The organism is Nocardioides nitrophenolicus (assembly GCF_016907515.1).
Classification (GTDB): domain Bacteria; phylum Actinomycetota; class Actinomycetes; order Propionibacteriales; family Nocardioidaceae; genus Nocardioides; species Nocardioides nitrophenolicus.
This window is the reverse complement of the sequence record NZ_JAFBBY010000001.1, coordinates 4,816,720-4,841,721: the sequence shown is the minus strand read 5'-3', so window position 1 is coordinate 4,841,721 and position 25,002 is coordinate 4,816,720. Positions and strand designations below refer to the sequence as shown.

At 73.2% G+C, this 25,002-nt stretch carries 22 protein-coding genes; 3 read left to right on the top strand and 19 right to left on the bottom strand.

The genetic code is table 11. The annotated features are described in order from the left end of the window. Positions 1–8 precede the first annotated feature (8 nt). Positions 9–1,934: a 1,4-alpha-glucan branching protein GlgB gene (glgB, locus tag JOD66_RS23305; RefSeq protein ID WP_204839192.1), complete on the top strand. Its 1,926-nt coding sequence runs from the start codon at positions 9–11 to the stop codon at positions 1,932–1,934. A 4-nt stretch (positions 1,935–1,938) separates the two neighbouring features. Beyond that, positions 1,939–2,724, top strand: coding sequence for an NUDIX domain-containing protein (locus JOD66_RS23300; RefSeq protein ID WP_204839191.1), 786 nt, complete (start codon positions 1,939–1,941; stop codon positions 2,722–2,724). Here JOD66_RS23300 and JOD66_RS23295 read toward each other — a convergent pair. Then, entirely contained in the window at positions 2,648–3,586 is a 939-nt protein-coding gene (locus JOD66_RS23295) for an EamA family transporter (protein ID WP_307823676.1), read from the bottom strand. The two genes, JOD66_RS23300 and JOD66_RS23295, sit on opposite strands and share 77 nt — an antisense overlap. Before the next feature lie 72 nt (positions 3,587–3,658). Between JOD66_RS23295 and JOD66_RS23290 the strand changes: the two genes are divergently transcribed. Then, positions 3,659–4,546: a LysR family transcriptional regulator gene (locus tag JOD66_RS23290; RefSeq protein WP_204839189.1), complete on the top strand. Its 888-nt coding sequence runs from the start codon at positions 3,659–3,661 to the stop codon at positions 4,544–4,546. A gap of 21 nt (positions 4,547–4,567) precedes the next feature. Here JOD66_RS23290 and JOD66_RS23285 read toward each other — a convergent pair whose 3' ends face one another. The 18 genes from JOD66_RS23285 to JOD66_RS23200 all read right to left on the bottom strand — a co-directional run bounded on the left by JOD66_RS23285 (position 4,568) and on the right by JOD66_RS23200 (position 24,968). Next, on the bottom strand, positions 4,568–4,981 hold the full coding sequence (locus tag JOD66_RS23285; RefSeq protein ID WP_204839188.1) for a nuclear transport factor 2 family protein: 414 nt from the start codon (positions 4,979–4,981) through the stop codon (positions 4,568–4,570). A gap of 110 nt (positions 4,982–5,091) precedes the next feature. Next, positions 5,092–6,711 carry an ABC transporter substrate-binding protein gene (locus JOD66_RS23280; protein WP_204839187.1) on the bottom strand — a complete coding sequence of 540 codons (1,620 nt, stop codon included), beginning with the start codon at positions 6,709–6,711 and terminating at the stop codon, positions 5,092–5,094. 116 nt (positions 6,712–6,827) lie between these two features. Continuing rightward, complete coding sequence (locus JOD66_RS23275) at positions 6,828–8,483, bottom strand: AMP-binding protein (RefSeq protein WP_204839186.1); 1,656 nt, start codon at positions 8,481–8,483, stop codon at positions 6,828–6,830. Beyond that, the gene (locus tag JOD66_RS23270; protein WP_204839185.1) at positions 8,483–9,937 is read right to left on the bottom strand and encodes an MFS transporter; all 1,455 of its coding nucleotides are present in this window, start codon (positions 9,935–9,937) and stop codon (positions 8,483–8,485) included. The genes JOD66_RS23275 and JOD66_RS23270 overlap by 1 nt, the downstream gene beginning before the upstream one ends. A gap of 8 nt (positions 9,938–9,945) precedes the next feature. Next, complete coding sequence (locus tag JOD66_RS23265) at positions 9,946–11,544, bottom strand: ABC transporter substrate-binding protein (protein ID WP_204839184.1); 1,599 nt, start codon at positions 11,542–11,544, stop codon at positions 9,946–9,948. A gap of 38 nt (positions 11,545–11,582) precedes the next feature. Then, on the bottom strand, positions 11,583–13,211 hold the full coding sequence (casG, locus tag JOD66_RS23260; protein WP_204839183.1) for a steroid-24-oyl-CoA synthetase: 1,629 nt from the start codon (positions 13,209–13,211) through the stop codon (positions 11,583–11,585). 26 nt (positions 13,212–13,237) lie between these two features. Continuing rightward, positions 13,238–14,071: an SDR family NAD(P)-dependent oxidoreductase gene (locus JOD66_RS23255; RefSeq protein ID WP_204839182.1), complete on the bottom strand. Its 834-nt coding sequence runs from the start codon at positions 14,069–14,071 to the stop codon at positions 13,238–13,240. After that, a complete protein-coding gene (locus JOD66_RS23250) occupies positions 14,047–14,652 on the bottom strand; it encodes a PaaI family thioesterase (protein ID WP_204839181.1) in 606 nt (201 codons plus the stop codon). The genes JOD66_RS23255 and JOD66_RS23250 overlap by 25 nt, the downstream gene beginning before the upstream one ends. 1 nt (position 14,653) lies before the next feature. Next, positions 14,654–15,790: a steroid 3-ketoacyl-CoA thiolase gene (locus JOD66_RS23245; RefSeq protein ID WP_204839180.1), complete on the bottom strand. Its 1,137-nt coding sequence runs from the start codon at positions 15,788–15,790 to the stop codon at positions 14,654–14,656. Between the two features lie 23 nt (positions 15,791–15,813). Next, positions 15,814–16,953: an acyl-CoA dehydrogenase family protein gene (locus tag JOD66_RS23240; RefSeq protein WP_204839179.1), complete on the bottom strand. Its 1,140-nt coding sequence runs from the start codon at positions 16,951–16,953 to the stop codon at positions 15,814–15,816. Position 16,954: 1 nt separating this feature from the next. Further along, on the bottom strand, positions 16,955–18,175 hold the full coding sequence (locus JOD66_RS23235) for an acyl-CoA dehydrogenase family protein (protein ID WP_204839178.1): 1,221 nt from the start codon (positions 18,173–18,175) through the stop codon (positions 16,955–16,957). A 26-nt stretch (positions 18,176–18,201) separates the two neighbouring features. Beyond that, the gene (locus JOD66_RS23230; protein WP_204839177.1) at positions 18,202–20,436 is read right to left on the bottom strand and encodes an acyl-CoA dehydrogenase family protein; all 2,235 of its coding nucleotides are present in this window, start codon (positions 20,434–20,436) and stop codon (positions 18,202–18,204) included. A gap of 1 nt (position 20,437) precedes the next feature. Next, entirely contained in the window at positions 20,438–21,565 is a 1,128-nt protein-coding gene (locus JOD66_RS23225; RefSeq protein ID WP_204839176.1) for a steroid 3-ketoacyl-CoA thiolase, read from the bottom strand. Beyond that, on the bottom strand, positions 21,562–22,383 hold the full coding sequence (locus JOD66_RS23220) for an SDR family NAD(P)-dependent oxidoreductase (RefSeq protein ID WP_204839175.1): 822 nt from the start codon (positions 22,381–22,383) through the stop codon (positions 21,562–21,564). The genes JOD66_RS23225 and JOD66_RS23220 overlap by 4 nt, the downstream gene beginning before the upstream one ends. After that, complete coding sequence (locus JOD66_RS23215) at positions 22,380–23,561, bottom strand: lipid-transfer protein (RefSeq protein WP_204839174.1); 1,182 nt, start codon at positions 23,559–23,561, stop codon at positions 22,380–22,382. Before JOD66_RS23215 ends, JOD66_RS23220 begins: the two co-directional genes overlap by 4 nt. Next, entirely contained in the window at positions 23,558–23,977 is a 420-nt protein-coding gene (locus JOD66_RS23210; RefSeq protein ID WP_204839173.1) for a hotdog family protein, read from the bottom strand. Before JOD66_RS23210 ends, JOD66_RS23215 begins: the two co-directional genes overlap by 4 nt. Continuing rightward, positions 23,974–24,405: a Zn-ribbon domain-containing OB-fold protein gene (locus tag JOD66_RS23205; protein ID WP_204839172.1), complete on the bottom strand. Its 432-nt coding sequence runs from the start codon at positions 24,403–24,405 to the stop codon at positions 23,974–23,976. The genes JOD66_RS23210 and JOD66_RS23205 overlap by 4 nt, the downstream gene beginning before the upstream one ends. Continuing rightward, on the bottom strand, positions 24,402–24,968 hold the full coding sequence (locus JOD66_RS23200; RefSeq protein ID WP_204839171.1) for an FAS1-like dehydratase domain-containing protein: 567 nt from the start codon (positions 24,966–24,968) through the stop codon (positions 24,402–24,404). Before JOD66_RS23200 ends, JOD66_RS23205 begins: the two co-directional genes overlap by 4 nt. Between the last annotated feature and the right edge of the window lie 34 nt (positions 24,969–25,002).

Sequence of the window (25,002 nt, the reverse complement as noted above, 5' to 3'; positions counted from 1 at the left end):
TCACCGAGATGCCGCCCGTTGAGCGCAGCACCTCCGGAAGCACCCTCGGTGACATCGACCTCCACCTGATCGGCGAGGGTCGGCACGAGCTCCTGTGGCACGTCCTCGGTGCCCACGTCCACGACGACCCCGTTCCCGGCGTGAGCTTCGTGGTCTGGGCCCCCAACGCCCGCAACGTCAGCGTCGTCGGCGACTTCAACGGCTGGGACGGCAACGCCCACCGGCTGGTCGCGGTCGGCGCCGGCCTGTGGGAGCTGTTCGTCCCCGGGGTGGAGTCCGGCGCGTCGTACAAGTACGTCGTCGAGGGCGCCGACGGGATCTGGCGCCACAAGGCCGACCCGATGGCCTTCCATGCGGAGGCGCCTCCCGCGACGGCGTCCCGCGTCTTCGCCAGCAGCCACGTCTGGCAGGACGACGCCTGGCTCGCGGCCCGCGCCGGCCGGCAGCCGGTCAACGAGCCGATGGCGACCTACGAGCTCCACCTCGGCTCCTGGAAGCGGCACCCCGACGGCTCCTTCTGGACCTACGACGAGCTGGCCGCCGACCTCCCCCACTACCTCGCCGACCTCGGGTTCACCCACGTCGAGCTGATGCCGGTCATGCAGCACCCCTTCGGCGGCTCCTGGGGCTACCACGTGACCGGCTACTTCGCGCCCGACGCCCGCTTCGGCGACCCCGACGGCTTCCGCCGCCTCGTCGACGCGCTGCACCAGGCCGGGATCGCGGTGATCCTGGACTGGGTGCCGGGGCACTTCGCGACCGACGACTGGGCCCTGGTGCGCTTCGACGGCACCCCCCTCTACGAGCACCCCGACCCCAAGCGCGGCTGGCACCCCGAGTGGGGCTCCTACATCTTCGACTTCGGGCGTCCCGAGGTCCGCAACTTCCTGGTCGCCAACGCCCTGTACTGGCTCGAGGAGTTCCACGTCGACGGCCTGCGCGTCGACGGCGTCGCCTCGATGCTCTATCTCGACTACGGCCGCAAGGACGGCGAGTGGTCGCCCAACAAGTACGGCGGCCACGAGCACCTCGAGGCGGTCCAGCTGCTCCAGGAGCTCAACGCCACGGCGTACAAGCGGGTCCCGGGGATCGTCACCATCGCCGAGGAGTCGACCGCGTGGCCGGGCGTCACCGGCGCGACCTCGGGCGGCGGACTCGGCTTCGGGTTCAAGTGGAACATGGGCTGGATGCACGACAGCCTGCGCTACCTCGCCCACGAGCCGGTCCACCGCTCCTATCACCACGGCGAGATGGCGTTCTCGCTCGTCTACGCCTTCTCCGAGAACTACGTGCTCCCGCTCAGCCACGACGAGGTGGTCCACGGCAAGGGCTCGCTGGTGCGCAAGATGCCCGGCGACCGCTGGCAGCAGCTGGCCACCCTCCGCGCCTACCTCGCCTACATGTGGGCGCATCCCGGCAAGCAGCTGGTGATGATGGGCACCGAGCTGGCCCAGGAGACCGAGTGGGCCGAGGCCCGTGAGCTGGACTGGTGGCTGCTGCAGAAGCCCGACCACGCCGCCTTCCGCGACTTCGTGCGCGACCTCAACGCCCGCTACCGCGAGCAGCCCGCGCTGTGGCGCCTCGACAACGACCCGGCCGGTTTCGCCTGGATCGACGCCCAGGACGCCGGCCACAACGTCTTCTCGTTCGTCCGCCGCTCGGGCGAGCCCGGCACGCCCGACCTGGTCTGCGTCGCCAACTTCGCCGCCGTCCCCCACGACTACCGCCTCGGCCTCCCGGTCGCGGGCGAGTGGGTGGAGCTGCTCAACACCGACGCGACGGCCTACGCCGGCAGCGGCGTCGGCAACCTCGGGGTGGTCCACGCGCGGCCGGCGGGGCCGATGGAGTCGGGCGCGCCCGGCGGCAGCCCGGCGTACGCCGATCTCGTGGTGCCCCCTCTGGCGACGCTGTGGTTGCGGGCACCCATAGGGTGACTGCGTGTCCGAGCAGCCGGAGATCACCCACGCCACCGTCGACGACGGGACCGCGCGGCTGACCTGGACCGCCGATCTCGCCGAGCGCGGCTGGCAGGCGGCCGTCGACGTGGTCCGCCGCCAGGTGGCCGCCGCCCTCGTCGACCACGACCGGGTCGAGGTCAAGGTCGCCGTGGACGACGCGGAGGGCCAGCGGATCGCGACCTGGTCGGGCCTGCGCCGCGAGGGCGTGCAGCGCCAGCGGACCGGCGACATCGTGGTCTACGCGCGCCTCGCCGACGACGTCCCGGTCCACGAGCCGGGCGGCTTCCGCGCGCTGCTCAACTCCTTCCTGCCCCGCAAGCGCGGGATCGGCCAGATGCTGGTGCGCGACTCCGACGGGTCCGACGGCGCCGAGCCGCGGGTGCTCATGTGCAACCTGACCTACAAGGCCGACTGGGACCTGCCCGGTGGGGTGGTCGAGGTCGGCGAGTCGCCACGGGTCGCGGTCGCCCGCGAGGTCGAGGAGGAGCTGGACCTCACCATCAAGGCCGGGCCGCTGCTGCTCACCGACTGGCTGCCGCCGTGGGGCGGCTGGGACGACGCGCTGTGCCTGGTCTTCGACGGCGGCGTGCACCCCGCCTCGATCGTCCAGCGGATCGTGCCCCAGGCCCGCGAGATCAAGACCGCCGACTTCCTCACCCTCGCCGAGATCGAGGAGCGGGCGGCCGACTTCACCGCCCGGCGGGTGCGGGCCGCCCTGGCGAGCCTGGCCGGGACGGGTCCGGCGTACACGGAGTCGGGACACTAGTGTCCTGAGGCCGGACCCGGCGCTGGGCCACCAGGACGCCCAGCACCAGGATCGCCCCGCCGACCAGCTCGCCGGCCGACGGCACCTCGTCGAGCAGCAGCCACGCCGAGCCGATCGCGACGGGCGGCACCAGCAGGATCCACGGCACCACCGCGGCGGACGGGTTGCGCGCCAGCAGTCCGTTGAAGATCCCGTAGCCCACGAGCGAGGCCAGGGCGGCGGTGTACGCCGTCGAGGCGAGCGCCTGCCAGCCGAACGCGCCGAGCCCGTCCGCGACCGCCGCCGGGCCGTCGACGACGAGCGACAGCGCGACCAGCGGCACGGGGACGACGAGCGCCGACCACACGGTCAGCGCCAGTCCGCCGGTGGCGCCCGAGGCGCGGGAGACGACATTGCCGATCGCCCACATCAGCGCCGCGCACAGGCACAGCAGCAGGGCGATCGCCGGGATGTGCCCGCCGCGACCGAGCCCGACGACGAGCAGGCCGGCCGCGCCGAGCACCACGCCCGCGACCTGTGGCCGGGTCGGGCGCTCGCGCAGCGCCACCGCGGCGATCAGGATCGTGAGCACGACCTGGGCCTGGAGCACCAGGCCGGCCAGCCCGGGCGGCATGCCGGCGTCCATGGCGACGTAGAGGAAGCCGAACTGGCCGAGCGACATGAACGCGCCGACCGCCGCGACCGTGCGCCACGGCACCGGCGGCGGGTCGAGGAGGAACACCGCCGGCACGACCACCGCCAGGAAGCGGGCGGCCACGAACAGCAGCGGGGGGACCTCGCCCATGCCCCAGTCGATGACCACGAAGTTGAAGCCCCAGATCACGGCGACGAGGGCGGCGAGGGACTGGTCGCGACGGCTCACCAGGCCATCCTCCCGGCCGTCACCGTGAAGCACCAGCGAACGTTGATGCATGTTTGGATGTAGCTTTGCTGCATGATCGATCTCGACGCCCTCGCGGGTCTGCGCGCCGTCGCCACCCACGGCTCGGTGGTCGCGGCGGCGGCCGCGACCGGCTTCACGCCGAGCGCGATCTCGCAGCAGGTCAAGCGGCTGGAGCGGCAGACCGGCGTCCCCCTGCTCGAGCGGGTCGGGCGCGGCGTGATGCTCACCAGCCACGGCCAGCACCTCGTCGAGGCGGGCGAGCAGGTCCTCGCCGACCTGGAACAGCTCGAGGCGCGACTCCAGCAGCGCGCCGGCGTGGTGGCCGGCCGAGTCCGGCTGGCGGCCTTCTCGACGGCGATGCGCGGCCTGGTCGCGCCCGTCGCCCGCGGGCTGCGCGACGCGCACCCCGAGCTGACCCTCACCCTGTTCGAGGGCGAGCCGTGGGACGTCGTCGAGCTCGTGGCGAGCGGGCGGGTCGAGCTCGGGATCGTGCACCGCTGGGGCGGCGTCCCGCTCGCCGTCCCCGACCACGTCGCCGCGACTCCGCTCCACGGCGACGTCGCCGACCTGATCGTGCACCGCGACGACCCGCTCGCCGCCCGCCCCGGGGTGACTCCCCACGACCTCGCCGACGTGGGCTGGATCGCCACGCCCGAGGGCACCATCTGCCGCCAGTGGCTCTCCCGGATGTACGACGGCACCGGCCGCCCGCCCCGGATCGCCCATGTGTCGGCGGAGTTCGAGTCCCACCTCGCGCTGGTCCGGGCCGGGCTCGGCGTCGCGCTGATTCCCCGGATGGGGCGCGCCCCGCTGGGCGAGGACCTGGTCGCCGTACCGGTGACCGACCCGGAGCCGGTCCGGCTGATCGACGCCCTGCACCGACGCACGATGACCGAGTCGCCGGCGGTCCAGGCGGTGCTGGCGGCGTTCGACGGCTAGGACGTCGGTCGGCCTCGGGCGTCAGTCGGCGCCGCGGAGCACCGCGAAGTCGCCCAGCCCGATCCGGATCTCGAAGCTGCGCCGGGTGAGCAGCCAGCCGTCGCCCTCGCGGACCCAGTGGTCGTCGTACTCCCCCAGGCACTCGTAGAACGAGCCCTCCATCGGGCCGGCGCCCACGTGGTAGACCCGCGCATAGGTCCGGGTGCGCGCCCGGTCGCCGTCGACCTCGACCCGGTGGTTGCCGAGCAGGTGCTGGGTCGGGCCGACGCCGTCGAGGTGGGCCCGCATCTGCGCGACGATGGCGTCGGGACCACCGTCGCGGCCGTAGCCGTGGGCGTCGGGGGTGAACGCACGGGAGAGGGTCTCCCAGTCGCGCCCGTCGATGGCTGCGGCGATCTCGGCGAGGCGCTCGATCAGCGCTGCGCGGTCGTCCATGTGGCTTCCTCTCGGTGCGAGCGACGGTGTCCCGGACGTCGGGGACGTCCGGGACACCGTACGGATCAAGCAGGGTCCGTCGGGACCAGTCGGGGTCGGTCGGGATCAGCTCACTTGCCGAGCCACGCGTCGTCGAAGAGCACCGCCGTCTGGGTGGTGGGCGTGATCCCGTGCACGTTGTCGTTCCAGGCCTCGAGGAAGCCACCGAAGCCGACGTTGAGGTAGACCGCGTCCTTCTTCCACAGCTCCTCGATCTTCGCCAGGGTCGCGTCGCCCTCCTCGGGGCCGTCCGCGGCCCGCAGCTCCGCGAGCAGGCCGTCCATCTCCGGGCTGGCGTAGCGGCCGGGGTTGGCGCCCGAGGTGCTGTTCATCGCGGTGTCGAGCGCGGCGTACGGGTCGGAGTCCGGGATGCTGTTGGACCCACGGGCCAGGTCGAAGTCGCCGTCGACGTACACCTTCTTCACGACGTCGCCCACGGCGGAGACCAGGTCGAGCTGGACGTCGAAGCCGACGGCGTCGAGCATCGCCTTGATGGCCACGGCGCCCGACTTGGAGACGGCGTCGCTGAGGCCGACGTAGTGGAGCTTGCCGTCGAAGCCGTCGGCCTTGGCCTCGTCGACCAGCTTCTTCGCGGCGGCGGCGTCTGTCTCGACCGGCGCGACGCCCGTGTCCCAGATCGAGTTCGCGCCCATCAGGCCCCGGTCGGCGAGCAGGTCGCTGCCGGTGGTGCGCTCGAGGAAGGTGTCGGCGTCGAAGGCGAGCTCGATCGCCTGGCGCACGCGCACGTCGGCCGTGGCCGTGCCCTCGCGGTGGTTGAAGTTGATCGTCGGCACGCCGCTGACCGCGCTCATGTTGCCGGTGTAGCCCTTGGCGACCAGGTCCTTGACGACCTTCTCGCTCCCCACGTAGACCGCGTCGACCTCACCGGCCTCGAGGGACTCGAGCTTGGTCTGGTCGGGGCCGAGCTGCAGGAACTCGATCTTGTCGAGATGCGGGCGGCCGCCGAAGTAGTCCTCGTTGGCCTTGACCACGGTCTTCTCGCCGGGCGACTGGCTCTCCAGCACGAAGGGGCCGGCGCCGATCGGCTTGAAGCTCGCCGGGTCGGCGTACGCCGCCGGGGCCAGGATCAGGCCGGGCCCGGCCGCGAGCAGGCTGGGGAAGCGCGCCCACGCGCCGTTGAAGGTGAAGGTGACCGTCGACGTGTCGGTCGCGACCATCGACTTCAGGTTGGCGCCGAGGATCTGGCCGTGCAGGCCGCGGTTGGTGATGAAGCGCTGGATGCTGGCCACGACGGCGTCCGCGTCGAGCGGCGTGCCGTCGGTGAACTTCACGCCGTCGCGCAGGCTCAGGGTCCAAGTGACGTTGTCGTCGCTGGAGAGCGCCTCGGCCAGCTGCGGGTCGTAGCCCTGGGTCTCGGGGTTGTAGCGCATGAGGGTGTCGTAGATCGACGCCATCACGTTGAGGCCGGTCGAGCCCGTCGGGTAGGTCTTCGTCGGGTCGAGGACGAGCGCCTCGGAGTACTCCGCCATTCGCAGGGTGCCCCCGTCGACCGGCGTGCCCGGGTCCTTCTTCGGGTTGACGATCCCGTCCTTGTAGAGGTCCTTCGGCGACGCCTGGGCGCCGGAGGAGTCCTTGTCCCCGTCGTCGCTGCTGGCGCAGGCCGTGGCGGCGAGAGCGGTCGCACACAGGGCCGCGGCCATCCGCGTGCGCACGGAAATGCGTGTCTTCACTGTTCACTCCAGGTGGGTCTCGTACGGGGCTGTCGGGGCGCCTCCAGGCCCCCGGTGGCCTGTGCGTGGCGTCACACTAGGAAGGCGCCGCCCCGTGGAGTCGCGACGATTCCCACTCAGCGGGCAGGCAGCAGCGCCTGTCGTCCCTGCTCGACGAACTCCCTCTCGATGGCGTCGCGACCCGCGTCGTCGAGCAGCCGGAAACCGGCGGTCCGGCCGACCCGCACCCATACCGGGTCGGTGGTGTGCCACGCCGCGCGGCGAAGCGGCCCCTTGTCGATCTTGCCGCTCCCGGTGAGCGGCATGGCGTCGATCACGCGGACGTACGTCGGCCACCACTTGGCGCCGAAGTCCGGCTGTGCCGCGAGGTGCTCGCCGAACGCGACCGGGTCGAACGCGGCGCCCGGCTCGAGGTCAACGGCGACCATGACGTTGTCGCCGGTGCGCGGGTCGGGTACGGCGAACACCGGCGCGGCCGCGACCCACGGGAGGCGCTGGATCACGCGCTCCACCGGAGCCGCGGAGAAGTTCTCGCTGTCCACGCGCAGCCAGTCGGAGGAGCGGCCGGCGAAGTAGAAGAAGCCGGCCTCGTCGCGATAGGCGAGGTCGCCGGACCAGAAGTCGTCACCGCGCACCCGGTCGGCCATCGCGCCCGGGTTCTTGTAGTAGCCCTCGAAGGCGGCGGCCATGCCGACGGCGACCAGCTGCCCGACGGCGGCGCCGTCGACCAGCCGGCCCTGCGCGTCGAACCGGGCGCGCGGGCACTCCGCCCCCGTCTCCTCGTCGAGCACCCGGACGTCGACCTCCCCGGCGGGCAGGCCGAGCGAGCCGACCGGGGTGTCGGGCGTGCGGTTGATCCGGAAGACGCCCTCGCTGAGGCCGTAGCCCTCCATCACCTCGCAGCCGAACCGCTCGGTGAACCGGGCGACGTCGGCCTCCGACGCCTCGGTGCCGAAGGCCAGCTCCAGGGTGCTGGTGCGGTCGCGCGGGTCCTCGGGCCGAGTCAGGACATAGGACAGTGCTCGCCCGACGTAGTTGACGTAGGTCGCGCCGTGGCGGTGGATGTCGTCGGCGAACGCGCTCGCCGAGAACCTGCGGGTCATCGTCACCGTCGCGCCCGTCGCCATGGCGGGCGCCAGGTTCATCATGACCGCGTTGCCGTGGAACAGCGGCATGCACAGGTAGGTCACCGAGTCGCGGCGCATCCGGACCCGTCCGACGATCGCCTGGGTGAGCCGCCCGAGCCGGCCCTGGCCGACCACGACCGCCTTCGGTGCGCCGGTCGATCCCGAGCTGAACAGCAGCATCGCGAGGTGGTCGGGGCCGGGCAGCGCGGCGGGCTCGGGCACGCAGGCGCCGCGGAAGGGTGCCAGCCATTCGTCGTACGCGCCCTCGTCGACGTCGTGGACCGGCACGCCGTCGAGGTCCGAGGCGAGGTGGCGCAGCCGGCTCTCGGTGACGACCAGGTCGACGTCGGCGTGCCGGGCGTCCTGCGCGATCTCGGGAGCGCTGCGGCTGGCGTTGAGCCCGACCACGACGGCATCCGCGAGCGACGCCGCGGCGATCCAGAACACGTAGTCGGGGACGTTCTCGAGCAGCACTCCGACATGGACCTGGCGCCCCTCCGGCGCCGGCACGGTGGCCCGCAGCGCCGCGGCGCGCGCCGCTCCCTCGCGGACCACCTCGTCCCAGGTCCACTGCCGGTCCTCGAAGAGCAGGCCCGGCTCGGCGTCACCGGTGCGGCTCGCCACGATCTGCGCGAAGGTCTCCATCACACTCTCTCCTCGGCCGACGGATGCGTCGGCGTCTCGATTCTTGCGGGTCTCTCGGGTCTCTCGGGGTCGCTGCGCCGGGTCCGCCCCAGCACCAGGCAGGCGACGGCGGCGACCAGCGAGAGGCCGGCCCCCGCCAGTCCCCCGGCGACGAAGCCGGACTCGCTGGTCTGCCGCCCGTCCCCGGCGCAGGCCGCCAGCACGGCCAGCGCCAGTGCGCTGCCCGTGGACATGCCGAGGAAGCGCAGGACCAGGTTGAGGCTCAGCGCACTCCCGGTCTCCGCGGGCGGCACGAAGCGCACCATCAGCCAGGGCATGGAGTTGAAGGTCATCCCGCTGCCGAAGCCGCCGATGACCACGGCGAGGGTCACCTGCCACAGCGCGTCGTGGCCCAGCGCGAGCGCGAGGTTGGCGGCGGCGAACAGCAGGCACCCGGAGGCGAGCAGCACGTCCGGTGCCACGAACCGGCCCAGCCACAGCGCGATCCGCGAACCGAGCACGCTGGTGACGGCGTACGGCGTGAGCATCAGGCCGGCCACCGCGACCGACCGGCCGAGCCCGTAGCCGTGGTCCTCGGTGGTCTGCACGAGGATCATCGACAGCGACAGCAGCACGAACATGCCGAGCGCGGCCAACAGCCCGCAGACGTTGGCGACCAGCACCCCCGGGCGCACGGCGACCCGCAGGTCGACGAGCGGACGCCGGGCACGGAGCAGCCACCAGCCGCACCCGACGTAGGTGAGCACCCCACCGGCCAGCAGGCCGAGGGTCAGGGGTGCGGTGAGACCCCAGGCCGTGGCCTGGGTGACGGCGAGGAGCACGGCCGCGGTGGCGGTGCTGAGCAGGACCGCGCCGAGCCAGTCGACGCCGCGCGGCGCCTCCTCGTCGCTGTCCGGTACGACGAGCAGCGCCACCACCAGCGCCGCCGCCGCCAGCGCACAAGCCCAGCCGAAGGCGCCCTTCGTGCCGGCGAAGGTCGCCACGAGGGCCGTGACCGGGAACCCGAGGCCGGCGGCGGTGACGTTGGCGACCGAGATCGCCGCCACGGCGCCGCGGACCCGCTCCTCGGGCAGCTCGCTGCGGGCGATCGAGAACGCGAGCGGCACGATCGCGAACGCGAGCCCCTGTAGGATCCGGCCGGCCAGCAGGGGGCCGAACCCGAGCGGGAGGGCGCCGAGCGCGGTGCCGAGCACCACGAGCACCAGGCACCCGAGCAGCACCGGTCGGCGGCGGCGTCCGGCGCCCAGCCGGCCGACGATCGGGCACACGACGGCCGCGGTGACCAGGGTGGCGGTGATCGCCCACTGCGCGGTGACCAGCGAGACGCCCTCGGTGTGCGCGATGCCGGTGACCAACGGCGTGCCGAGACTGCCGACCACGCCGGTGACGGTGGTGACGAGCAGGATGCCCGGGAGGACCCAGCGGTCCTCCCGGGCCTCCCGGGAGTCGGGCATCCTCGGGCTCAGCCGAGCCACGCGTCGTCGAGCAGGATCATCGAGTTCGCGCCGCCGGTGATGCCGTGCACCTTGGTGTTCCACACGCTCAGCTCCGAGAACGGGCCGAAGGTGACGAACGGGACGTCCTCGTTCACCTGTTCCTGGAGCGCGGCGATCGCCTTCAGCTGGTCGTCCTTCGTGGTGGCTGCCTGGAAGGCGGCGATGTGCTCGTCCATGGCGGGGCTGGTGTACATCCCGTAGGTCTGGGTGCCGCCGCTGTGCATGGTCGCGTACATCCGGGCGAAGGGGTCGGCCTCGACGAAGTTGATGCTCCAGCCCGCGAGGTCGTAGTCACGCTCCACGGCGATCCGGGTGATCTGCTCGGAGATGGTGCGGGCCGGCTTGGACTCGAGGGTCATCCCGACCGCCTCGAGCGAGGCCTTGACCGCCTGGGTGGCGGCGCGCGAGGCGGGGTCGGTGCCGTCGACGTACCGGATCACGCCGTCCCAGCCGTCCGCCTTGGCCTCCTCGACGAGCTTCGTGGCCTGCTCCCGGTCCGGCTCGAGGCCGGCGACGTCGGTGTGCCACACGGAGTAGTCGGGGAACAGGTCGGACGACGCGATGCCGGTGCCGCCGAACATCCGCTCCCGCATCAGGTCCGGGTCGATCGCCAGCGCGATCGCCTTGCGGACCCGGACGTCGTGGCCGGCGGCGCCCTCGGCGGCGTTGATGATGGCGACATTGCTGGCCGCCCGCATGTTCACGTACGCCGGCAGCCTCTTGTCGAGCACCTCGTCGACGAGGTCGGGATCGCGGACCAGGGCCGCGTCGATGTCGCCGCCCTCGAGCGAGTCGAGGCTGGTGCGCTGGTCGCCGAGGAAGGCCATCCGCACGCTGTCGAGATGAGGCGCGCCGTCCCAGTAGTCCTCGCGGGCCACCAGCTCGATCGACTCGCCGTGCTTCCAGTCGCCGAGCGTGAACGGACCGGCGCCGACGGGGTTGAAGCTGCCGTCGGCGCCCACCGACGACTTCGCCACCACCATGCCGGGACCGGTGCTCAGGATGCCCGGGAACAGCGGCCACGGCCGGGCCAGCTCGTAGGTGACCGTGCGCGCGTCGGTCGCGGTCGCCGAGGTGACGTTGCCGGCCCACAGTGCGGTCTCGGGGGCCTTCGCGGTGGCGTAGCGCTGCTGGCTCCACACCACGGCCTCGGCGTCGAGCGGCGTGCCGTCGGAGAAGGTGACCCCGTCGCGGAGCTTCAGGGTCCAGGTCGTGTAGTCGGCGTCGGGCTCGATCGACTCCGCGAGCCGCGGGACGAACTCCTGCTTCTCGGGGTCGAAGGTCGTCAGCGTGTCGAAGATGTTGGCCATCTCGTTGCCGCCGGTCGTCGCGGCCGCGATGGTCACGGTCGGGTCCAGCGAGGTCGGCTCGGTGTAGGCGCCGTAGGTCAGGGTGCCGCCGTCGACGGGCTTGCCGCCGTCGTCGACATTGCGGAAGCCCTCGGCGAGGGCCTTGCCCTGGCCGCGTGGCTTCTTCTCCTGCTCGGACGCGCAGCCGCTCACGAGCAGCGCCGCGGCCACCACGACCGCGGCGGTGCGACGCAGTCCCGGGACTCGGATGGACATGACGATCTCCTTCGGTTGAGAGGGTGGTTGCGACCAGGTCAGACGAGACGGACGTCGCGGCGGTTGACCTTGCCGGTCGCGTTGCGCGGCAGCTCCTCGAGCGTGATCTGCCAGCGGGTGGGCACCTTGTAGCGCGCGAGACCGGCCGCGGTGTGCGCGCCGAGCTCCTCCTGGGTGACCTGCGCCCCGGGGTGCAGCACCACGACCGCGGCGACGCCCTGGCCGTAGTCGGGGTCCGGTACGCCGAGGACGATGCACTCGCGCACGGCCGGGTGCGCGACGATCCGGTCCTCCACCTCGGCGGGGTAGACGTTCTCTCCCCCACGCAGGATCAGGTCCGAGCGGCGGCTGGCGATGTGCAGCTGTCCGTCGGCGAGGTGGCCGAGGTCGCCGGTGCGGAACCAGCCGTGGGGCGCGGTCGAGGCCGCGGTCGCCTCGGGGTCGTCCCAGTAGCCGAGCATCAGCTGGGCGCCCCGCAGGTGGATCTCCCCCTCCACCCCGTCCGGCACGGGAAGGCCCGCGGTGTCGCGGACCTCGACCTGCACGGTCGGCACCGGCCGGCCCACCGTCGACGGGTCGGCGGCCAGCTCGGCGGCCAGGGCGAGGGTCGCCGCGGTGCTGGACTCGGTGAGGCCGTAGGTCGTGCCGAGGGAACGGCCCGCGACGGGCAGCGCCCGGCGCAGCGCCTCCTTGAGCTCGGGCGAAGAGGGCGCGCTGCCGACCGAGATGCTGCGCAGCGACGACAGGTCGAAGTCGGCGAGCCGGTCGCCGAGCTCGACGATCCGGCTGAGCATGGTCGGCATCGCGCCCCAGTTGGTGAGCCGCTCGGACTCGATCAGCCGCAGCACCTGCTCGATGTCGAACTTCCCGAGGTGCAGCACCGCCGTGTCACCGACGACCATCCGGACGACGGCGAGGTTGTGCAGCGCGGCGATGTGGAACAGCGGCGTGACCAGGAGGAACCGGCGGTCGACCTGCGGGAAGCCCAGCTCGGCCGCGACCGCGTCGTTGAGCAGGTGGAACCACACCGCCGCGATCACGTTGCGGTGCGAGTGCGTCGCGCCCTTGGCCCGGCCGGTGGTGCCGCTGGTGAACAGGATGACGGCCGGGTCGTCCTCGACGATCTCCCCGTCCGGCTCGGGCAGCGCGACACCGCGGCTCTCGGCGGCGATCCGCGGCAGGTCCTCCTCCACGGTGAGCACCGGGACGCCCGTCCCCTCGGCCATCCGGGCCCGTGCCGCGTCGGCGATGAGCACCTTGGGCGTGGTCAGCTCCAGGCCGTGGACCAGCTCGGGCCGCGCCCACATCGAGTTCATGCCGACGGCGACGGCGCCGATCGAGACGGCGGCCCAGAAGCCGACGATCCACTCGGGGCAGTTCGCCGCGCACAACGCCACCCGGTCGCCCTTGCCGACGCCGTGCTCGGCGCGCAGGACCTGGGCGAGCGCGGCGACCTCGTCGTAGTGCTCGGTGAAGGTGATCCGGCGCTCCCGGGTCACCAGGTACTCCGCGTCCCCGAAGCGCCGGGACGCCTGGAGCAGCTCGCGCAGCGAGTGCTGCCGGTGGGCGTAGACCTCGAGGCCCTCGCCGCGCACGTCCTCGACGCGGATCTCGTAGGGCGCGCCGGGCGCGGTCAGGCGCGCGACGGCCTCCTCGCGGGTGGTCATCCTCGGTGTCTCCTTCGCTGCTGTGCTCACCGGACGGTCAGCTGCCCGCCGTCGACGTTCCACGCCTGCCCGGTGACCCAGGCGCCCTGGTCGCTCGCGAGGAACACCGCGACCGCGGCGACCTCCGCCGGCGAACCGGCCCTGCCGAGCGGCAGGTTGGCGCGCACGTAGGCCCGCCAGGACTCGGGGTCCCGGTCCGCGATCCGTCCGGTCTCGGTCACGCCCGGGCACAGTGCGTTCACCCGGATGCCATGGCCACCGAGCTCCTTGGCGGCCGAGGACGTCAGGGACTGCACGCCCGCCTTCGAGGCGGAGTACGCACCGGTGCCGGCACCGCCGAGCTTCCCGCCGATCGACGAGATGTTGACGATGCTGCCGCCGTCACCCTGCGCGACCAGCTGCCGGCCGAAGACCTGGGTCATCAAGAAGGTGCCGCGCAGGTTGACCGCGATCACCCGGTCGAACGCCTCGACCGGGAGCTCGGTCAGCGGCACCCGGTCCTCGCCTCGCGACGCGGCGGCGTTGTTGACCACCACGTCCACCCGGCCGAGCTCGGCGAGCACCAGGCCGAGCAGTCGGCGTACGTCGTCGGGGTCGGCGACATCGCACACGACGGGCAGCGCCCGCCGGCCCAGGGCCCGGACCTCGTCGGCGACCGACTCGATGTCGCGCCAGCCGGCGGCGGCCTCGTCGGCCGGCCGGTCCTCGGCACGACGACCGGTGCCGGTGACCACGACGTCGCACCCGGCGCGCGCGAGCTCGACGGCCAGCGACCGGCCGATCGAGCGCATCCGGCCGGCGCCGGTGACGACGGCGACCTTGCCGGCCAGGCCGGTCAGCTCGTAGCCGCTGCTGCCCATGGGACCTCCTGGAGCTCGATGAACAGTCCGCGTGCCTCGACGGTGCGCGCGCCGTCGACCTCGACCCACGCCTCGGCAGTGGTCTTGCGCCCCGTGGTCTCGAGGATCCGCGCGCCGAGCTCGAGAGGTACGTCGAGCGGCGTGCGCGCCAGGTAGCGCAGGTCGAGGGTCCCGGTGACCGAGCGGCGCCCGGTCGCCTGGACCAGGGTGCCGAGCATGCAGTCCATCAGGTGCGCGAGATAGCCGCCGTGCACCGACTCGGGCGGTCCCTCGTAGAGCGCGTTCGGCACGGTCGTGGCGGACGCCGCGTCACCGTCGAACCGGATGGCGAGGGGCAGCGCCTGCGGGTTGAACCGGAAGACCGGCCAGGCCAGCCCGGGCCCGATCTCCCGGGCCCGCGCGGGCTCGTCGAAGGAGGCACGCAGCGCGCGGGGACGGGTGCGCCGGCCCAGTGTCGCGGCGAGCTCGTCCATCCGGTCGCGGGCGGCGCGGAGCTGGTCGGGCTCCACGTCCGTGGTCGCCGCGGCCAGCATCAGCCGCCGGGTGGCGGCGGCGAGCTCGGCGACGTCCTCGGCGGCCACGTCAGACCCGCTCGATGATCGCACCGGTGACCTGCGCTCCGCCGGCGCAGATGGCCACCATCGCCAGCTGCTGGTCGCGGCGCTCGAGCTCGTCGAGCACCGAGGCGATCAGCCGGACACCGGTCGACCCGACCGGGTGGCCGAGCGCGATCGCGCCGCCGTTGACGTTGAGCCGGTCCTCGTCGACCCCGTGCACCCGGGCGAAGGACAGCGGCACCGAGGCGAAGGCCTCGTTGACCTCGAACAGGTCGATGTCGCCGATCGTCATCCCGGTGCGCTCGAGCAGCCGCTCTCCAGCCCGGACCGGGCCGTCCAGCAGGTACCGCGGCTCGGCGCCCAGCAGGGTCTGGGCCACGATCCGCCCGCGCGGACGCAGGCCCTCGGCCCGAGCCCGGTCCGCTGACATCACCAGCGCCGCGGTGGCGCCATCGGAGATCTGCGAGGCGGTGCCCGCGGTGTGCAGACCGCCCTCGCGGATCGTCCTCAGCCCGGCGAGCGCCTCCAGGCTGGTCTCGCGCAGGCCCTCGTCGCGACTCACCACGGTGCCGTCGGTCAGCTTCACCTCGATCACCTGTCCCGCGAACCGGCCGGCGTCCCATGCCTCCCTGGCCCGCTGCTGGGAGCGCAGGCCGAAGGCGTCGAGGTCGGCCCGGGTCAGGCCGCGCCGCTCGGCGATCCGGTCGGCCGCCTCGTACTGGGCCGGCAGGTCGACGGTCCAGTCGTCGGGGCGCGGCCGGCCGACGGTGCCGTCGCCGAGGTTGGCGAGCAGCGGCACCCGGGACATGGCCTCGACGCCGCAGGCGATGCCCGCGTCGACGTACCCAGCCGCGACCTGGGCGGCGACCAGGTGGACCGCCTGCTGGGCCGAGCCGCACTGGGCGTCCAGCGTGGTGGAGCCGACCTCCTCGGGCAGGCCCGCGTGCAGCCACGCGAAGCGCACGACGTTGCCGGACTGCTCCCCCGCCTGGGTGACGCAGCCGCCGATCACCTCGCCGACCGTGGCGGGGTCGACACCGGTGCGCTCGAGGATCGCCCGCTGGGCGCGGCCGAGCAGGTCGACGGCGTGCAGGCCGGAGAGCGCGCCACCGCGCCGGCCGTACGGCGTGCGGATCGCGTCGACGATGACTGGTCGGGACATGGGATCTCCTGGTCGGTCGGGGGTCAGGCCGGGGCGCCGATGCGCGGGGCGGTGGGGAGCACCTCGCCGAGCTCGGCGGCGACGGCGTCGCCGCCGCCGAGCGAGAAGGCGAGCTGCCGGCCCCACAGGAAGTAGCGGTGGATCGGGTAGTCGACGTCCGCGCCGATGCCGCCGTGCAGGTGCTGCCCGGCGAGGACGACGCGCAGCCCGCCGGCCGAGGCCCACCACTTGGCGACCAGGCTCGCGGACTCGCCGGCCTCCTCGCCGCCGTGCTCGGGGTGGTCGAGCAGCCAGGCGGCCTTGAGCGTGGTCAGCCGGATCGCCTCGGTGTCGAGGTACGCGTCGGTCGCCCGAACGGCGACGGCCTGGTTGGTCGACAGGGGCCGGCCGAACTGCACCCGCTCGGAGGTGTAGGCGGCGGTGATCCGCAGATCCTCCTCGCAGACGCCCAGGGCGAGCGCGGCGAGTGCGATCCGCAGCCGGCGCCGGGTCCAGGCGACGACCGTGGCACCGTCGGCGGGGAGTAGGTCGTCGTCGGTGAGCACGACGTCCTCGAACGCGACCGCACCCGCGCTCTCGTTGCTGGTGGCCGCGACCGGGACCACGCTGACGCCGTCCCGGTCGACGGGGACGAGCGCGACCCGCAGGCCGCCGCCCTCCACCGCCACCGGTACGACGAGCGCCGCGGCCACCGGTGCGGCCGGCACCTGCGGCAGCTCACCGCTCACTCGCAGCCCGCCCTCGGTCCGCAGCCCCGTCAGCCGGGCGAGCTGGCCGGGAGCGGCGTCGAACGCGCCGGTGACGACCTGCGTGCCCTCGACGATCGGTCCGAGCCAGCGCTCGACCTGCGCGGCCGAGCCGAACTCCGCGAGCGGCAGGGCGGCTCCGGCGACGACCGACCACAGCGGCACGGGTGCGACGTGGCGGCCCTGCTGCTCCAGCACGGCGACAAGCCCGCCCAGGCCGAGGCCGGCGCCGCCCTTCTCCTCGGGGACGGCGATGCCGATCAGGCCCGAGGAGGCGAGCGTCTCCCACAGCTTCGCGTCGAAGCCGCCGTGGTCGCGCTCGACGTCGACGACGCGCTCCACCGGGGCGAGGTCGCCCAGGATCCGCGCGGCCAGGTCGCGCACCTCGGCGTGCTCCTCGATGAGGTCGAAGTCCATCTCAGTTCCCGTCCTTCTTCGCGGTCTGGTTCTCCTTGCGGCGGGCGCCGAGCGTCATACCGAGCGTCTTGGCCGCGACGATCTCGCGCATGACCTCGTTCGTGCCGCCACCGAAGGTGTTGTTCTGGGCGCGCCGGCCGAGCGACTCGACCCGGCCCTGGACCGCCGCGCCGGGTGAGCCCGGACGCAGCAGGCCGGCGGCGCCGAGCACCTGCTGCAGCCGGCCGTAGGCGGTCACCACCGCCTCGGTGCCGAAGATCTTGGCTGCGGCCGAGTCGCCGCCGCCGAGGGTGTTGGCCGCGACGTCGGAGACCAGGCGCAGGTTCATCAGGTCGGCCGCGCTGAGCAGGGCGTAGGTCTCGGCGAGGGCGCTGCGCACCCACGGCACGTCGTACAGCGTGGTCGCGCTGTCGGGACCGACCTTCTCGGCCTGGGCCCAGGCCAGCACCTCGTCGTACATCTGGTTGGCGATGCCGCCACGCGCCGCGAGCGCGACCCGCTCGTGGTTGAGCTGGCTGGTCATCAGCTTCCAGCCCTGGTTGAGCTCGCCGACCACATTGCTCAGCGGGACCCGGACGTCCTCGTAGTAGGTGGCCGAGGTGCTGATCCCGCCGACGGTGTGGATCTCGGTGACCGAGAAGCCGGGGCTGCTGGTCGGCACGAGCACGACCGAGATCCCCTGGTGGCGCGGCGCGTCGGGGTCGGTGCGGACGGCGAGCCAGACCCAGTCGGCGAAGACGCCGGCGCTGGTGAAGATCTTGTTGCCGTTGATGACCAGCTCGTCGCCGTCGACCCGCGCCCGGGTCTGCAGGCTGGCGAGGTCGGTGCCGGCGCCCGGCTCGGTGTAGCCGATGGCGAACATGAGCTCGCCCAGCAGGATCTTCGGCAGGAAGAAGTCCTTCTGCTCCTGCGAGCCGTGCTTCATCAGGGTCGGTGCGACCGTGTTGAGGGTGACCAGCGACAGCGGGGCGCCCGCGCGCAGCGCCTCGTCGTAGAAGACGTAGAGCGCCTCGGGGTCCTCGCCACGGCCGCCGTACTCCTCCGGGAAGCCGAGGCCGAGCCAGCCGTCCTTGCCCATCCGGCGCAGGACCCGGTCGAACACCGGCCCGCCCTCGGTCTGCTCGGCCAGTGCCGCGCGCTCCTCGTCGGTGATGGTGGCTGCGAAGTACGCGCGCAGCTCGGCGCGCAGTGCCTGGGAGCTGGCGGAGAGCTCTGGGTACATGGCTTTGCTTCCTTGGTCGGTGGTTGTCAGCGCGGGAGCCGGAGCACCCGGCGCGCGATCACGTTGAGCTGGATCTCGATGGTTCCGCCGCCGACGAGCACGGCGGGCAGGCCGAGGTGGTCGATGACGGGGTCGGTGGTGTGCTTGCCGGTCGGGGGTACGGCGACCAGCGCGTCGCGTCCCAGGACGCGGAGCAGGTCGCGGGAGTTGTCGCGCTGGGCGAGGGCGTTGCAGACCTTCTGCACGCTGATCTCGGCGCCCAGATCCAGCCCGTCGATCCGGGCCAGCACACTGCGCAGGTTGAGCGCGGCGAGCGCCATCTCGCGGCCGACGCAGCGGCCGAGCACCTCGACGACGGCGTCGCGGCCGGCCTCGTGGGCGCCGGAGGCGAGCACCGAACGGACCAGGTCACTGGACCCGTGGCTGAGCCGGGCGCCCATGCTGAGCCGCTCGTTGGCGAGCGTGGTGACGGCGAGCCGCCAGCCCGCGCCGGGCTCCGCGACGAGGCACTCGTCGGGCACGAAGACGTCGTCGAGGAAGACCTCGTTGAACTCCGAGAGCCCGGTCGCCTGCCGCAGCGGCCGCACGTCGACACCGGCGCTGCGCATGTCGACGAGGAAGTAGGAGATGCCCGCGTGCTTGGCGGCGTCGGGGTCGGTGCGTGCCAGGCAGACGCCCCAGTCGGCCTCGGCGGCCATCGAGTTCCAGACCTTCTGGCCGGTGAGCACCCAGCCACCGTCGACCTTGCGGGCGCGCGTGGACAGGCCGGCGAGGTCGGAGCCGGCGCCGGGCTCGGAGAACAGCTGACACCAGAAGATCTCGCCGCGCAGGGTCGGGTCGACGAACCGCTGCTGCTGGCCGGGCGTGCCGTGCAGCAGCAGCGTGGGCAGCACCCACTCGCCGATCACGGTCGAGGGCTGCGCGAGCGCGCGGCGCGCGAACTCCTGGGCGATCACCGCCTGCTCCTGCGGCCCGGCCGCGCGTCCCCAGGGCTCCGGGTAGTGCGGCGCGACCAGGCGCGCGTCGGCGAGGTGCTCCTGACGCCGGCCGCCGCGCGAGGGCGCCCATCCGGTGGCGGGAACGCCGTCCTCCGGGAGCTCGAGGGCGGCGTCGAGGACGGTCGCCAGCTCGGCACGCAGGTCGGGCAGGGCGTCGTCCGCGACGAAGCCGAAGTCGCGCTCCGCGTCGAGGGCTGCGCTGCCGAGGCGGGCCGCCCAGGTGGCCTCCTCGCCGAAGGCGGCGGACAGGCTGATGGCGCGGCGCCAGTAGAGGTGGGCGTCGTGCTCCCAGGTGAAGCCGATGCCGCCGAAGAGCAGCACCGCCTCGGCAGCGAGATCGACCACCGCCGGCAGCGCGGTGAGGCCGACCTGGGCGGCGGCGAGACGCTGCTGCTGCGGGTCGTCGTGCTCGTCGCCGCCGGCCCGCGCCGCGTCCCACGCGACCGCGCCGATCGTCTCGGCCCGCACCAGCAGCAGCGCGGCCTTGTGCTGCACCGCCTGGAAGCTGCCGACCGGGACGCCGAACTGCTCGCGGGTGGAGACGTGGTCGACGACCGCGTCGACGAACCACCGGGCGACGCCCGCGGCGTCCGCGGCGAGCAGGGCGGCGGCGACCAGCTCGACCCGCTCGACGGCGGGTGCGGTCAGCACCTCCGTCGCGGGCACCGCGCGGCCGTCGATGACGAGCCGGCCGACCGGGCGGGAGAGGTCGGCGGCCGGCTCGCAGACGACCTCGCCGGCGGCGGGCGTCAGCACGCACCACACCGGCTCCCCCGCTGCCGTGGTCGCCCGGACGACGACCAGCTCGGCGCCGGGCAGGCCGAGGACCGGGCGGCTCTCCCCGTCGAGCAGCCAGCCGCCGTCGTAGGGCGTGGCGGTGAGGCCGGCGCCGTCGGACAGCGCTCCGGTCGCGCCGTCGGCGAAGCGCGCCAGGGCGGCGCTGCGGACCGGGCTCGCCGGTGCTGCCGCGACGACGGCGCTGGCGAGGACGGTGCTCAGGAAGGGTCCGGGGTGCAGGGCGCGACCGAGCTGCTCGGTGACGACGGCGAGCTCGACGAGACCGGCGCCCGCGCCGCCGTCCTCCTCGGGGAGGTGGATGGCGTGCAGCCCCTGCTGGACGAGGGCGTCCCATGCCTCCGGCCGCTTGCCGGCGGCGAGGTCGTCGAGCTGGGCGCGGGTCGCCTCGATCGGGGCGACCCGGCGGGCCCAGGCGGCGACGGAGTCGGCCAGGTCGCGCTGGTCGTCGGTGAGGGCGAGTGCCATGTCAGAGCCGTTCGATCAGGAGGCAGGTGGTGGCGGCCGAGGCGCAGATCGCGACCATCGCCACCTGGCCGTCGCGGCGCTCGAGCTCGGCCAGCGCGGTCGCGATCAGCCGGATGCCGGTGGCGCCCGCGGGGTGACCGAGGGCGATCGCGCCTCCGTTGGGGTTGAGCCGGTCGTCGTCGACACCGTGGACCCGCGCGAAGGACATCGGCACCGACGCGAACGCCTCGTTGACCTCGAAGACGTCGACGTCGCCGATCGTCATGCCGGCACGGGCCAGCACCTTCGTGGCAGCCTCGATCGGCGCGTCCAGCAGGTACTCCAGGTCGCCGCCCATCACGCACTGGTTGAGCAGCCGCGCCCTCGGCCGCAGGCCGAGCTCCTCGGCCCGCGCCCGCGACATGAGCAGGGCGGCGCTGGCGCCGTCGGAGACCTGGGAGGAGGAGCCGGCGGTGTGCAGGCCGGCGTCCTTGACCGGCGTGAGCCGGGCCAGACCCTCCATCGCGGACTCGCGCAGGCCCTGGTCGCGGGTCACCGTGCCGTGGTCGGGCGTGGCGACCGGAATCACCTGGTCGTCGAAGAAGCCCGCATCCCAGGCCGCGGCGGCACGCTGCTGGGAGCGCAGGCCGAAGGCGTCGAGGTCTTCGCGGGTGAGGCCACGACGGGCCGCGATCCGGTCGGCGGCCGTGTACTGGTCGGGGCTGTCCACCGACCAGCTCTCGGGACGCGGCGTACCGAGGCCGGTGCCGACCTTGTAGGTCAGCGGCACCCGCGACATCAGCTCGACGCCGCAGGCCAGGCCGACCTCGAGCGAGCCGATCGCGATCTGGCCGGCGACCAGGCTGACCGCCTGGGCGGCCGTGCCGCACTGCGCGTCGATGGTCGTCGTACCGGTGGCGGTGGGCAGGCCGGCGTGCACCCAGGCCGTCCTGGTGATGTTGCCGAACTGCTCGCCGATCGGCGTCACGCAGCCGCCGATGGCCTGCTCGACGAGGGCGGGGTCGATGCCGGTGCGGTCGAGGACGCCACGCTGGGCGTGGCCGAGCAGCTCCGCGGCGTGCACGCCGGACAGCCAGCCGTCGCGCTTGCCGAACGGCGTGCGCGCGGCGTCGACGATGACGGGACTCATGCGGGTGCTCCTTCGAGGGAGTGGACGGCGAGGCCCCAGTCGCGGATCAGGTCGAGGCTCACGGTGGTGCGGCCGGTGACCTCGGCAGCGCAGTCGCACAATGCGAGCACCGCCTCGACCATCTGCTCCAGCGACTCCACCTGGTCGGGGCGGATGGTGTCGCCGACGAGCAGCGACGCCCCTTCGCTGAGGACGGCGGCCCGCGGCTGGACGGTGTTGACCCGGACGCCGGTGCCGTACAGCTCGGCGCCGAGGCCGTTGGTGATCCGGTTGAGCGCGGCCTTGGACGCGGCGTACACCGCGAGCTCGGTGCCCGGCTCGACCAGCTCGAACGGTGGGCCGTCGAAGTGGCGGGCCGACGCGCTCGAGACGTTGACGATCCAGCCCTCCCCCGCGGCACGCATGCCCGGGAGCACCGCCTGGACCAGGTCGAGCGGCGCGTGCACGTTGACCTCGAAGGTCAGCCGGCGCCGGCGCAGCGGGAAGTCGCCCAGCGGCTGGTAGATCGCGGCCGCGGCGTTGTTGACCAGGATGTCGACGCTGCCGCCGAGCAGCTCCTCGGCGGCCGGCACGACCCCGGCCCGGCTGTCCTCGTCGGCCAGGTCGGCGACGTACGACGCCACCCGGGTGCCGTGCTCCGCCACCCGGGCCGTCACCTCGGCGAGGCTGCCGTCGAGCCTGCTCCCGCCGGGCTGGGCGGTGCGGGCGACGAGGACGACGTCGGCGCCCTCGGCGGCCAGCCGCTCGGCGACGCCCGCCCCGATGCCCCGGCTGGCGCCGGTCACCAGCGCGCGGCGGCCCGCGAGTCGCCTGCTCATCGGTCCGCGGCGAGGACGAGGGCCGAGTGCGGGACCGGCGAGCCGCCGGTGACCAGCACGTTGTCGAGCGTCTTGGCGGGCTGGTTGACCGACCTACCGCGGATCAGGCGCACGCCCTCGGCGATGCCGTTGACGCCGTGGATGTAGCCCTCACCGAGCTGACCGCCGTTGGTGTTGACCGGGAGCCGGCCGTCGACCTCGAGACTGCCGTCGGCGATGAAGTGCCGGGCCTCGCCGCGACCGCAGAACCCGTACTCCTCCAGCTGCAGGAGCACCATCGGCGTGAACGCGTCGTAGAGGATCGCGGCGTCGATGTCGTCGGGGCCGATCCCGGCCTGGCGCCACAGCTGCTGCGCGACCAGCTCGACCTCGGGCATGGCGTCGATGTCGTCGCGGTAGTAGCTGCTCATCGAGATCTGCTGCGGGCCGACGCCCTGCGCGGCACCGGTGATCACGGCCGGCGGGTGCGGCAGGTCGCGCGCCCGCTCGGTGCTGACGATGACCAGGGCCTGGCCGCCGTCGCTCTCCTGGCAGCAGTCCAGCAGGCGCAGCGGGTCGGCGATCATCCGCGAGGCCTGGTGCTCCTCGATCGTGATCGGGCGCTCGTAGAACCAGGCCTTCGGGTTGGTGGCCGCGTGCTTGCGCGAGAGGACCGAGATCCGGCCGAAGTCGGCGCTGGTGGCGCCGTACTTCTCCATGTAGAGCCGCGCGAGGAATGCCTCCTGCTGAGCCGGCGTGAGCAGGCCGTAGGGGTTGATCCAGTTGCGGTACTCCTGGTCGGTGTTCTGGTTGTAGGCGAACGGCGGCGGGCCCTGGCCGAAGCGGTGGCCCGAGCGCTCGTTGAACGCGCGGTAGACCACGACGACGTCGGCGACACCCGACGTCACGGCCAGCGCGGCCTGCTGTACCGGAGCGCAGGCGCCGCCACCACCGTGCGGGATCCGGCTGAAGAAGGTCAGCTCCGGGATGCCGAGCGCGCGGGCCACGGCGATCTCCGGGTTGGTCTCCATCGTGAACAGCGCGAAGCCGTCGACCTCCTCGACGCCGACCTGCGCGTCGTCGAGGGCGGCGAGCACGGCCTCGCAGGCCAGCTGCCACTCGCTGCGGCCGGAGTTCTTGGAGAACTCGGTCGCGCCGATGCCGGCGATCGCGGCGCCGCCGGAGAAGGGGCGGGTCACTGGATGCCTCCGCTGGGGTGGTCGATGGTGACGGTGGCGGTGACGTGCGCGCCGCGGACGTTGCGGCCGACGACCTTCAGCGTCACGGCGACATCGGTGACCTCGGCGACCTCGCCGGAGAAGGTCATCGTGTCGCCGGGGAAGTTCGGCACGCCGAGGCGCAGCGCCACCTTCCGGATCCGGGTCGCGGGGCCGAACAGGTCGGTCACGTAGCGGTCCAGGAAGCCGTTGGTGGAGTTGATCGACATGAAGATGTCGGGCGTCCCGCGCTCGTTGGCCTTGCCGGGGTCGTGGTGGACGTCCTCGAAGTCCTGGCTGGCGATCGCGGTCGCCACGATGGTGGTGCGATCGAGCGGCAGCGCCAGCTCGGGCAGCGTCTCGCCGACGACGGGCCGCACGACGGTGGGCGTGCTCATCGGGCACCTCCTGCCGGACGGAGCTGCGGCAGCATCTCGCCGTGGGCGTGCTCGGCGAAGCCGACCTCCAGCTCGAGCCCGCGGCGCAGGTCGTCGTGGTCGACGCCGCTGATGTCGGCGACCAGACGGGTGCCCTCCTCGAGGTCGACCAGGCCGACCGCGAGCGGGTAGGTGAACGCCGGGTCCTGCGGGTGGTGGACCACCGTCCAGCTGTGCAGGGTGCACCGGCCGCTGGCGGTGACGGTGTCCCACGCGAAGGACCGGCACGCCGGGCAGGCCGGTCCGGGTGGGTGTCGCAGCGTCTCGCAGTCGGCGCAGCGCTGGATCTCCAGCCGGCCCTCGCGGGCGGCGGCGAAGAAGAACTCGTTGTCCTGGGTGACGGTCAGGCCGGGGACGGCGGTGCGTCGCTCCGGAGTGGCGTCCTTCATGCCGCGGGCTCCTTGGGTGCGTCCTTGGTGGTGGGGTCGAAGCGGAGGATCACGAACCTCTCGTCGACGAGGAGCCGGTCGGCCTGGTCGACGTACCGCTTGCGCAGGGTGATGAAGCAGCCGTCGCCCAGGCCGGTCCGCTTGACCGGGGAGATGTCCTCGATGGTGAAGTGGCAGGTGACCCGGGTGCCGGGCGTGAGCTCGCGGACGTACTCCTGCTCCTGCGCGGTCGCGACCACCGAGCTGAACCCGTGCTCGTCGAGGAGCGCGAGCAGCCGCGAGTAGGCGTGGCTCTCCTGGACCCCCTCGGCCCGCAGCGCCTGGACCTGACGCCAGCGGCGGTAGCCCTGCATCACCCAGGTGGTGACCATCGCCGGCGGGCAGATCACGTCGTCACGGCCGGTGGCGCGCGCGGCCTCCGGGTCGACGTACACGGGGTTGAGATCGTCGTGCGCCTCGACCCAGTTGCGGATCATCGCCTCGTTGACGGCGTACCGCGCCACGCGGGGCGGCTCGGCCACCTCGCCGACGAGCTCCCCGAACCGGGCCTCGAGCTCCTGCATCGACCGTCCTCCGCCAGATCGCGCCTACTTGAGC

Coding starts and splice junctions, on each gene's coding strand:
- JOD66_RS23245 (WP_204839180.1), bottom strand. CDS start 15,790: ATGTCCCGACCAGTCATCGTCGACGCGATCCGCACGCCGTACGGCCGG.
- JOD66_RS23225 (WP_204839176.1), bottom strand. CDS start 21,565: ATGAGTCCCGTCATCGTCGACGCCGCGCGCACGCCGTTCGGCAAGCGC.
- JOD66_RS23205 (WP_204839172.1), bottom strand. CDS start 24,405: ATGAAGGACGCCACTCCGGAGCGACGCACCGCCGTCCCCGGCCTGACC.
- JOD66_RS23285 (WP_204839188.1), bottom strand. CDS start 4,981: ATGGACGACCGCGCAGCGCTGATCGAGCGCCTCGCCGAGATCGCCGCA.
- JOD66_RS23230 (WP_204839177.1), bottom strand. CDS start 20,436: ATGGCACTCGCCCTCACCGACGACCAGCGCGACCTGGCCGACTCCGTC.
- glgB (WP_204839192.1), top strand. CDS start 9: ATGCCGCCCGTTGAGCGCAGCACCTCCGGAAGCACCCTCGGTGACATC.
- JOD66_RS23235 (WP_204839178.1), bottom strand. CDS start 18,175: ATGTACCCAGAGCTCTCCGCCAGCTCCCAGGCACTGCGCGCCGAGCTG.
- JOD66_RS23255 (WP_204839182.1), bottom strand. CDS start 14,071: ATGGGCAGCAGCGGCTACGAGCTGACCGGCCTGGCCGGCAAGGTCGCC.
- JOD66_RS23200 (WP_204839171.1), bottom strand. CDS start 24,968: ATGCAGGAGCTCGAGGCCCGGTTCGGGGAGCTCGTCGGCGAGGTGGCC.
- JOD66_RS23210 (WP_204839173.1), bottom strand. CDS start 23,977: ATGAGCACGCCCACCGTCGTGCGGCCCGTCGTCGGCGAGACGCTGCCC.
- JOD66_RS23240 (WP_204839179.1), bottom strand. CDS start 16,953: ATGGACTTCGACCTCATCGAGGAGCACGCCGAGGTGCGCGACCTGGCC.
- JOD66_RS23290 (WP_204839189.1), top strand. CDS start 3,659: ATGATCGATCTCGACGCCCTCGCGGGTCTGCGCGCCGTCGCCACCCAC.
- JOD66_RS23265 (WP_204839184.1), bottom strand. CDS start 11,544: ATGTCCATCCGAGTCCCGGGACTGCGTCGCACCGCCGCGGTCGTGGTG.
- JOD66_RS23220 (WP_204839175.1), bottom strand. CDS start 22,383: ATGAGCAGGCGACTCGCGGGCCGCCGCGCGCTGGTGACCGGCGCCAGC.
- casG (WP_204839183.1), bottom strand. CDS start 13,211: ATGACCACCCGCGAGGAGGCCGTCGCGCGCCTGACCGCGCCCGGCGCG.
- JOD66_RS23275 (WP_204839186.1), bottom strand. CDS start 8,483: ATGGAGACCTTCGCGCAGATCGTGGCGAGCCGCACCGGTGACGCCGAG.
- JOD66_RS23270 (WP_204839185.1), bottom strand. CDS start 9,937: ATGCCCGACTCCCGGGAGGCCCGGGAGGACCGCTGGGTCCTCCCGGGC.